General features: G+C 32.8%; 9 protein-coding genes, 1 pseudogene and 1 riboswitch. All 10 genes and pseudogenes read left to right on the forward strand.

From position 1 onward, the window contains the following. Nucleotides 1-73 precede the first annotated feature (73 nt). On the forward strand, nt 74-1,957 hold the full coding sequence (locus tag ACY2U7_RS03990) for a DNA/RNA helicase domain-containing protein (protein ID WP_461815935.1): 1,884 nt from the start codon (nt 74-76) through the stop codon (nt 1,955-1,957). A gap of 1 nt (nt 1,958) precedes the next feature. Continuing rightward, a complete protein-coding gene (locus ACY2U7_RS03995) occupies nt 1,959-2,294 on the forward strand; it encodes a nucleotide pyrophosphohydrolase (protein ID WP_461813005.1) in 336 nt (111 codons plus the stop codon). A gap of 10 nt (nt 2,295-2,304) precedes the next feature. Further along, nucleotides 2,305-2,901 (forward strand): class I SAM-dependent methyltransferase, encoded by a 597-nt coding sequence (locus tag ACY2U7_RS04000; protein WP_461815936.1) that lies wholly within the window; start codon nt 2,305-2,307, stop codon nt 2,899-2,901. Then, nucleotides 2,862-4,037: an HNH endonuclease domain-containing protein gene (locus tag ACY2U7_RS04005; RefSeq protein ID WP_461815937.1), complete on the forward strand. Its 1,176-nt coding sequence runs from the start codon at nt 2,862-2,864 to the stop codon at nt 4,035-4,037. Before ACY2U7_RS04000 ends, ACY2U7_RS04005 begins: the two co-directional genes overlap by 40 nt. 294 nt (nt 4,038-4,331) lie before the next feature. Continuing rightward, nucleotides 4,332-4,862, forward strand: coding sequence for a hypothetical protein (locus ACY2U7_RS04010; RefSeq protein ID WP_461811731.1), 531 nt, complete (start codon nt 4,332-4,334; stop codon nt 4,860-4,862). A 267-nt stretch (nt 4,863-5,129) separates the two neighbouring features. Then, nucleotides 5,130-5,227, forward strand: a riboswitch (purine riboswitch). Between the two features lie 39 nt (nt 5,228-5,266). Next, nucleotides 5,267-7,270, forward strand: coding sequence for an MATE family efflux transporter (locus tag ACY2U7_RS04015; RefSeq protein WP_461811732.1), 2,004 nt, complete (start codon nt 5,267-5,269; stop codon nt 7,268-7,270). A gap of 110 nt (nt 7,271-7,380) precedes the next feature. Next, nucleotides 7,381-7,755 carry a hypothetical protein gene (locus ACY2U7_RS04020; RefSeq protein WP_461811733.1) on the forward strand — a complete coding sequence of 125 codons (375 nt, stop codon included), beginning with the start codon at nt 7,381-7,383 and terminating at the stop codon, nt 7,753-7,755. Between the two features lie 856 nt (nt 7,756-8,611). Next, nucleotides 8,612-9,232, forward strand: coding sequence for a hypothetical protein (locus ACY2U7_RS04025; RefSeq protein ID WP_461815938.1), 621 nt, complete (start codon nt 8,612-8,614; stop codon nt 9,230-9,232). Further along, a pseudogene (locus ACY2U7_RS04030) lies at nt 9,207-9,374 on the forward strand (MmcQ/YjbR family DNA-binding protein); the annotation flags it as partial. The gene ACY2U7_RS04025 and the pseudogene ACY2U7_RS04030, both read left to right, overlap by 26 nt. A gap of 21 nt (nt 9,375-9,395) precedes the next feature. Further along, on the forward strand, nt 9,396-9,766 hold a 371-nt coding region (locus tag ACY2U7_RS04035; RefSeq protein WP_461815939.1), incomplete at its 3' end, for a GNAT family N-acetyltransferase.

A 9,766-nucleotide genomic window follows, 5' to 3' on the forward strand; every position in this document is an offset into this window, starting at 1 on the left:
CACAGGATAGATACAAAGTGTATTTAGATTATTTTAGGATTGAATATTAATACTAATACTGGGAGATAAAATAATGTTAGTTTATGAAGGGATAAAAACTGATTTTTTGAAAAGTGTAGAACAAGATACAATAGCATATGAGATAGAGGAACGAATTTATGAAAAAATGAATCGTCATACAGTTCGAAATGAATTTCGTTCTTGGGAAAATTCAATGGAATATATGTACAAGGTATTGAATGATAAAGAGATACCAGATGACGCTGGAATTGCTATTGAATACAATATACCACAGACGTCCAAACGTGTAGACTTTTTGATTTCTGGGTATGATAGAAAAGAGAAGAAAAATGTAGTCATTATCGAGTTAAAGCAGTGGGATAAGCTGGAAGCCGTTGAGGGACAAGATGCACTTGTAGAAACATATACAGGAAATGCAATTAGACAGGTGGTGCATCCTTCCTATCAAGCTTGGTCTTACGCAGTACTAATTAGTGATTATAATCAATCTGTTCAAGAGAAGAAAATTCTTTTAAAACCATGTGCGTATTTACATAATTATCGAAGAAGAAATACAGACCCTATAGATGCAGAGCAATATAGTGTTTATCAAGAAGATGCACCGGTATTTACACGAGGGCAAGTAGAGCAACTTAGAAGATTTATTAAGAAAAGTGTAGTAAAAGGGGATAAGAAAGAAATACTTTATGAAGTAGAACATGGAAAGATTAGACCTTCGAAAAGTCTTCAAGACTCCATTGCAAAGATGCTCCAAGGAAATCGAGAATTTGTTATGTTGGATGAACAAAAAGTTGTTTACGAAAATATACTTACCGCTTCAAGAAAGTCTATGGATGATGGAGTGAAAAGAGTAATTATTGTGCAAGGAGGCCCAGGTACAGGGAAAACAGTTGTTGCGATTAATCTTCTTGCAAAACTTACTAATGAAGATCAGTTCTGTCAGTATGTTTCAAAGAACAGTGCGCCTAGAAACGTTTATCAGAAAAAGTTAAAAGATAAATTACGTAAAAGTAGTGTTGACAATATGTTTAAAGGTTCTGGAATCTACACAGAGACAGGAAAAAATGTAGTTGATACAATTTTGGTAGATGAGGCGCATCGCCTTAATGAAAAATCTGGAATGTTTCATAACATGGGAGAGAACCAGATTAAGGAAATAATTCATTCCTCAAGATGCAGTGTGTTTTTTATAGATGAAAGTCAGAGAGTAACCATTAGTGACATAGGAAGTGTAGCCGAAATTGAAAAATGGGCTTCAGTAGAAGGAGCGCAAGTGGAAAAGATGGAACTGGTATCCCAGTTTCGGTGTAATGGATCGGATGGATATTTGGCATGGCTCGATAATACATTAGATATTCGTGAAACAGCCAACTGGGATATGGAAGATATTGATTATGATATTCGGATTATGGATTCACCGAATGAAATGAGAAACTTGATATTAGAGAAGAATAAAGTTAGCAATAATCATGCGAGAATACTTGCTGGATATTGTTGGAATTGGTTGAAAGAAGGTGTCAATGATAGCCAAGTTCATGATATAAAGATTGGTGATTTTGAGATTAGCTGGAATTTAAAAAATACAACAACATTTGCAATAGACGAAAATTCAGTAAATGAAGCTGGTTGCATTCATACATCCCAAGGCCTTGAATTTGCTTATGTTGGTGTAATCATAGGTGATGATCTTAGATATGATAACGGAAAGATAGTTACGGATTTTACCAAAAGAGCAAGAACAGATCAGTCTTTGAAGGGGATAAAAAAGATGTATAAAGAAGATCCTAAAAAGGCTGAAAAAATAGCAGATGAAATTATTAAGAACACATATAGAACACTTATGACTAGAGGAATGAAAGGGTGTTATGTATATTGTACAGATAGCAAGTTAGCAGAATATATGAAAGAATGTCTTACAACAAAAAGGGGGAAATAAAATGAAACAAGAAACTATAGATCAAGTACTGAGATTTCGAGATGATAGAAATTGGAAGCAATTTCATAATCCAAAAGATCTTGCAATATCTATTTCTCTCGAAGCAGCAGAATTATTAGAAGTATTTCAATGGAGTGCAACGGATACGGAATGTGAAAATAAATTGGGCAAGATTAAAGAAGAACTTGCTGATGTCATAAATTATTGTATTTTAATGGCCGATACATGTGGGTTAGATCTTGATGAAATTGTACAAGAGAAAGTTTGTAAGAATAATGAAAAATATCCAGTAGACAAGTCGTTTGGATGTAAAAAGAAATATACAGAATTGGAATAATAGGTAGAAAATGAACAATACATTAAATTATTATGATACGAATGCAAATAGCTTTATAAACGACACAATCAGTGTGGATTTTTCAGATATACAAAATCGTTTTTTAGAATTATTACTCATCAACCCGTATATCTTAGATTTCGGTTGTGGTTCAGGACGTGACACAAAATATTTTCTTGAAAAAGGCTGTCAAGTGGTTGCTACGGATGGATCGGAAAAACTTTGCAAAGAGGCAAGTGCTTATACAGGAATTGAAGTGAAACAGATGATGTTTCAAGAGCTTAATTATGTAGATGCATTTGATGGTATTTGGGCGTGTGCATCTATATTACATGTTCCAAAATCGGAACTATTGTCCATTATAAGAAAAATGTGCAATGCACTAAAAGTGAATGGGGTAATTTATACATCATTTAAATATGGAGTGTTTGAAGGGGAACGTAATGGCAGATATTTTACTGATTTTACAGAAGTATCCTTTCAGCAATTTATATCTGAAATTTCTGAACTTGCTATGGAGGAATATTGGATTACGGAGGATGTAAGACCAGGAAGAGGAGAAGAAAAATGGCTCAATTTAATACTTCGCAAGGTGGGTATACACTGACCATCAAAGGAAAATATGAAAATACATTGGATGTTGAGGGATTTTCTCAAATGATGAAAGATCCTTCTTATTGCTATAAGTTTTATTGGTTGGAAGCAATTGTAAATTTGATTTCGGAAGGAATAAAAGAAACAACTTTTGATGCCGTAATCGATGAGATGATTTGTAATGCATGGTATTCTGTACGAGAATTTCATATTCATCTTAGTGGATTACAGGCTGATGGTTTGGTAAGAGATGGTTTGGAACGTGTTGTACTGCGATTAACTGAATTAAGTCATTTAGCTGCAAATGCATCAAAAGTGGAAATAAAAAATGCAATAGCAGAGCACAATACAGAATTAAAGATATATAAGGAGCAGCTGACAAATATGGTTCCTGGACGTGCGTTGTCAGGATTTTTTTCAAAAAGCAATGAAACAGTACCTTGGGGAAGTGTACGCAGATTAACAGAATACATTCGACGAATTGATGTTACTTTAGTTAAATTACCATACACGTTTGGAGACAGTAGTAAACTGAAAAAAGAGGTTTATTTTAATGAAGATTGGATGCGTATGATTCAAGATAATACGGTAAATATACTCGGATGGATTCAATATGAAAAGGTGAAATGGTTACAAAATAATAATCCGGAAGTTCCAGGATTGATATATAAGTTGGCCCCTATGGACGAAAAACTGAGAAAGATGAACCATGTTCGTAAACTTTGGGAAGGAATCATATTGGTTCACGAAATAAGGGATGTTTTTACTAGACAACCTATTGAATCAAAGAAATATGATGTGGATCATTTTATTCCGTGGTCATTTGTTATGAACGATGAGTTATGGAATTTGATGCCGATGGACTCTTCGCTTAATTCATCCAAAAGTAATAAACTTCCGAAATGGAATCCGTTTTTTACTATTTTCGCGGAAAATCAGTACTCCATGTATTGTTTGATCCATAAAAAAGAGAAATTACATAAATTATTTGAGGCATGTTATCGAGATAATTTACATTCCATTTGGGCTGGACAAGAATTATATCGTCCGGGAAATTCAAAAGAAGAATTTTTCAATATATTAGAGAAAAATATGCAACCGGTGTATGACTCTGCAAAACGACAGGGCTATGAAATATGGAACTATTAAGGAAAGAAAAATCTGTGTGTGTTTGATTTTTACAGAAAAGGAATTCAGTTTATAAATCGGATCCTTATGTATCAGAAATGCTTTTCATTTGTGGATTACCATCGCAAAAATTCGGAACAACCAATCTCTTGGAAATGAATTCAGAGATTGGTCTGATTTTATTCAAAGAACCAACGGTAATTTTTCTATCAAGTGGAGAAATCCAGAAATTTAGTAGTTGGATGATACAAGAAATAAAAAAATTATGCCGGTAAATACATTTGTATTGTAGCAGATATTTTGAGGTGTTATGGAATGAGTAATAAATTGTTTAAGCATCAAGAACAAAAAGAAATATTATCTGGAAAGCAAAAGAAAATTTTGTTCTGGGGCTGTCTTATTATTTTGATTATAGCTTTCGTTGCTGTCTGGATAAATATATTTTTGACATCTAATGCATTTAATAGGCAAATGCGAGAGATGGTACTGGGAGAAGATTACTATATGGAGAATGTTGTGATTACGGATAAAAGGGCTGAGAATGCTTCAACTAATAATACGATATCTAAAAATTATTTTTTCTATTACCACAATGGAAAAGTGAATGATTATCATAAGCGAATGCAGATACCAGAAAGCGTATATTCAGAATATAATGTAGGAGATTCAATAACTGCATATACCACAGACCATATAAGTTATTCTTATTACAAAGACGGGATTCTTCCAGATGCAGAGTATACTAACAATGAATTAATGAAAGTAGCTGGAGTATTGCTTGGAATTGGAATATGTTCATTAACTTTACTAGGTTTGTTAAGCAAGAAAATTAATTACAAGAAGTAGTCAAATCCCAGTCTTGCGAGTAGGCTGAAAGCGACAGAAGATTAGAATTTGAGAATGAAATATGTGAGATTGTCTATCATACCCTTATGTTCATCTACAGATAAGTGGTTAAATGGAAATAGCATTTCATCATAAAGTCCAAAATTCTTCGATAGGATTATTCTTGAATTTAAGTGTTTGCAGAAAAGTTACACATTTTTTATTATACAAGAATAGCCTTATAAATTTATGAAATTTGACAAAATTACATGAACGTAATATAATAAAAAGAATTGGATAAAAACATCTTATATAAGTTCACAATAGGGTGAACGTTTCTACAAACTACCGTAAATAGTTTTACTATAAGACATTATTTGATGTCGGGTAAAGCTATTTACGGTTTTTATTTTTAGGAGGAATATATGGAAGAAACAAAACAACTTGGAGAGCAGCCGATTGGGAAATTGCTGCTTAAATTTTCAGTGCCTTGTGTACTAGGCCTATTAATTGGTGCACTTTATAATATCATTGATCAGATTTTTATTGGAAACAGTCAATTGGGTTATTTGGGTAATGCTGCAACAGGAATATCATTTCCAATTATTTGTATTGCCAATGCTTTTGCTTGGTGTATTGGTGATGGGGCTGCCGCATACTTAAGCATTTGCTCTGGGCGACGAGATAGTGAAAGCGCTCATAAATGTGTTGGGACGGGGATTACTTCAACAGCTATCATTAGTGTTGTTCTTTGTGTAATTTGTCTTATATTCTGTAAACCTCTAATGGTTCTTTTTGGAGCTTCTGAAGCAACCCTTAAGCTTGCTTGTGACTATTTCTATATTGTTGCAGCATTTTTTCCTCTTTACCTTATGTTTAACGTAATGAATAGTATGATACGAGCGGATGGTAGTCCAACTTATGCTATGGTTGCATTATTGTGTGGAGCTATTTTGAATATTATTCTTGATCCGATTTGTATTTATCTGTTCGATTGGGGAATTCAAGGAGCGGCGATTGCCACTGTTATAGGGCAAGTAGTATCATTTTTTATTTGTGCTTTCTATTTCAAAAAACCAAAGAGCTTTCGTCTGACTAAAGAAAGTTTTTGCATTTGTCCTTCTATACTACGAAATCTTATTACTCTAGGTGGGTCAACTTTTGTTATTCAAATTGCTATGGTTGTTATGACGCTTCTCAGCAATGTGATGTTGTTTAAGTATGGCAATTTATCTCGCTTCGGTAGTGATATTCCAATTTCCGTATTCAGTATTCAAACAAAAGTTTATACAATTGTCTGTAATATTGTATGTGGAATTGCTTTAGGAGGACAACCTATTTTGGGATATAATTTTGGAGCTAAAAAAATGGATAGGGTGAAACAATGCTATAAAAAAATAGTTGTATCATCTTTAACGGTTGGAATTTTAGCTACTTTAATTTTTATATGCTATCCTCAAATTATTATTGGTATTTTTGGAAAGCAAAATGAATTATATATGGACTTTGCAATCAAAAGTTTTCGGATATTCTTGGGTCTTTCAGTTATTACTGTTTTTATAAAAGTATCTTCTATATTTTTCCAGGCTATAGGAAAACCTATAGAGGCGATGGTTGCATCCGTTCTTCGAGATATGTTATGTTTTGTAACCTTTACGCTGGTGTTTTGTACAGTATTTGAAAGCAGAGAGGCAGGAGCAGGAATCTATGGTATTTTAGTGGCATCACCTTTGTCTGATATAGTGGCTGGTATAGTGATTATAATCTTAACAATGCGTTTTTTCAAAAGACTTCCATCTACTTCTGAAGTAAAAAAAGAGCCGGTAACCATTGTTTCTACTCATCCGGGAACTATAATCACAATTGCTCGTCAGCATGGTACTTGTGGTAAACGAATTGGAGAATTAGTAGCAAAGAAATTGGATATTCCTTTTTACTGTAAAGAACTTACGGCTATAGCTGCAAAAGAGAGTGGTCTTGCAGAAGAGCATTTATCTAGTGATTATGAACAAACTGATTATGCGTTTCAGAAACTTTATTTAAGCACTGATGTGGGACGTCGAGGGATGATTGCTCAGGAACAAGTTTTGAGAAAGATTGCTGACGAGGGCGCTTGTGTAATTGTAGGACGTGCAGCAAATCATGTTTTATGGAATTATAAAGATGTTGTGAAAGTATATTTGTACGCTCCAGAAGAGTATCGTATTGAAAACATTCAAGAAATGTATAATGATACGAAAGAGCAAGCAAGACAACATATGCACAGATCAGATGAGGCGAGATCAACGTATTATCGTAATATTTCTGGTTACGAATGGAAGAATATGAGTAACTATAATTTGTGTATTGATGCAAGTTTGGGAAAAGAAGCTGTAGCACAATTAATTGTAGAGTATGTAGAAAAGAGAAAAGATGTAAGTTGCTTATGAGGCGAGAGGAAAAACTAAAATTCTTATCCTGATATTTAAAAAAATATATATGTTTAATCAATTATGATAAAATAAAGGCAACATAAGTGTAAGGGATTAGGATAAATATTATGTGGAGATATGATTTTGTTACAAGGAAAGAGTTTGAAAAGGTTAAAGATAAAGTAGAAGATTTTATTATTATGCTTGGCGGAAAAGTATTTTCAATTGAGTTACCGTATATACAAAGGGAAATATCATATTCAGGCGATAATGTTATTGAACATATTTCTACAAGACGAGTATTTGAATTTGAAGGAGAATTTTATAGAGTGTCAGAAATATGTTTAAATAAGCCATTTGTTATTCTTGAAGTGGGAACGTATGAGGAATTGATTAAAAATCATATGGAAGATGAAAATCCTTTTCCATATGATTTGCCAGATAGCGAGCTGTTGAACGAGGTGAAATATGCATTAGGAATTGAAATGTATCCAAAAGCATAATCGGTATACCAAATTTTGTTTTTCTTATTAACTGTGACATTTCTGTTTAAAAGATTGTCAAATACTTTATGTTTCTTATCTGCTTTCCAGACGGGGGAATGCATAACACTACACATAAGTGAAGTTTATTATTGTAATAAACATTAGGACTAATGCCAAACTGCCGGCATAACCATCTTAAACTAAATGTATTTTATGAACATCGATGAATCGATCTACCACTAAGCGATTTTCTTCAAAAAGAATGTCGCTGCTTTTTTAGAAAGTAATCTCTTTCTCTTTTTCATTAAGAAGTTGATTTCATCTTCTTATTTCCCTATTTTCCTTTGATTCTGATATTGTATTTGTGGTATAAAGACATTCTTCAGTGTACTGGTTAACCCATTGGTTCACTGTACTTTTGGCAATATTGCAATTCGCGGTAATCTGAATGGTTGATTTATTGCCATCCATATAGACTTTTACAACTTTTTTTGAAGTCTTCATTGTAACGTACTGACATTGTCTTTAATCACCTGGTTGGTCTTTCATCCGACATATTAGTTTTTTCGTGTTTTTTAGAGTGTCTCATAAAAAACCAACTCGTAAAATATTTGTTTTATTGTAACATAACGTGGTGTATTGTATAATAAAAAATATAATTATATAAGCAGTTTTGTTGGAATATTTTTGATGGGAGGAGAATTGTATGGGATATAAAATGTTGAATAATGAAATATTTGAAAAAGAATATAATAAAAATTCTTTAGAAAAATAAGCAATAGCATTTATTAGAGATACATGTGAAGGACTTAGATTTGTTACTGACAAAGCTAAGAGTATTAGTTCAAAAGACCTTGATTATGAAGGGAAAAGTTTGAAGTTAAATCAAATTCCAATTAATATGGAAAAAGATATAGATAGATTATGCCTAGAAAAAGCGATTGAAAGATTTTTAAAATCTGGAAAAAAGGAAGATGCCTTTGATGTGTATTTTTGCTATTTGGAAATGTTCATTGGAGATTATGAGAAAAATAGAAGGGTGGTAGAACTCCTTTCTGAGTATGAGGTAAATGGCAGTAGCCTTTTAATGAAACATCGAGATCATTATTTTCATTCAGTGTATGTATTTATTTTAGGATTAGCGATATATGAGTCAAATGAAATATATAGAGAAATATATAAGAAATACTATAATATTACCGAGAAGAACCAAGCAGCATATCATTATATTCAATATTGGGGACTTACATCGTTATTTCATGACGTTGGTTATCCATTTGAGTTACCATTTGAAGAAGTTGCTTCATATTTTGAGGTAGCAGGTGACAAAAGAAAAAATAGACCATTTGTAGCTTATCGTGGTTTGGAATCTTTTATTGCAATAAATGAAGAATTTCAAAAAATAATTTCGCAGTTGACTGGAAATAGTAGTATTTCAACGACAAATGAGTTGTTTGCATATGTTCTTTATGAGAAACACTTTTTTATCAGATGAGGGAATAATTAAAAAATTTAATGAGAACTTTAAGAACCCAGGGTATCATCAAAATAAAAATCATTGGAATACGGTGATTTTGGATGGAACAATACCAGAGCATGAGATTCAGAGGATGATTGAGGAAAGCTATGATTTAGTAGTATGAAATGAGGTTGATTTTATGATATTGGAAACAGATAGATTAATATTACGTCGTTGGAAAGAGACAGATGCGCAAAGCCTTTATGAATATGCAAAGAATCCAGATATAGGACCAATTGCAGGATGGGCACCGCATAAAAATGTAGAAGAAAGTTTGGATGTTATTAGAAATGTTTTTTTGGGTGCTGAATGTTATGCAATCTGCGAGAAAGGTAACAATAAAGCGATTGGTACAATTGAACTCAAATTAAACGGTTGTACCAATATGACAGAACGTGATGATGAATGTGAACTAGGGTACTGGCTAGGTAAACCATTTTGGGGAAGAGGATATATGCCTGAAGCTGTAAATGAAATTTTGCGTCATGGATTTGAGGATATTGGTATGAC

This window comes from Faecalimonas sp. (assembly GCA_029264305.1).
GTDB lineage: Bacteria > Bacillota > Clostridia > Lachnospirales > Lachnospiraceae > Faecalimonas.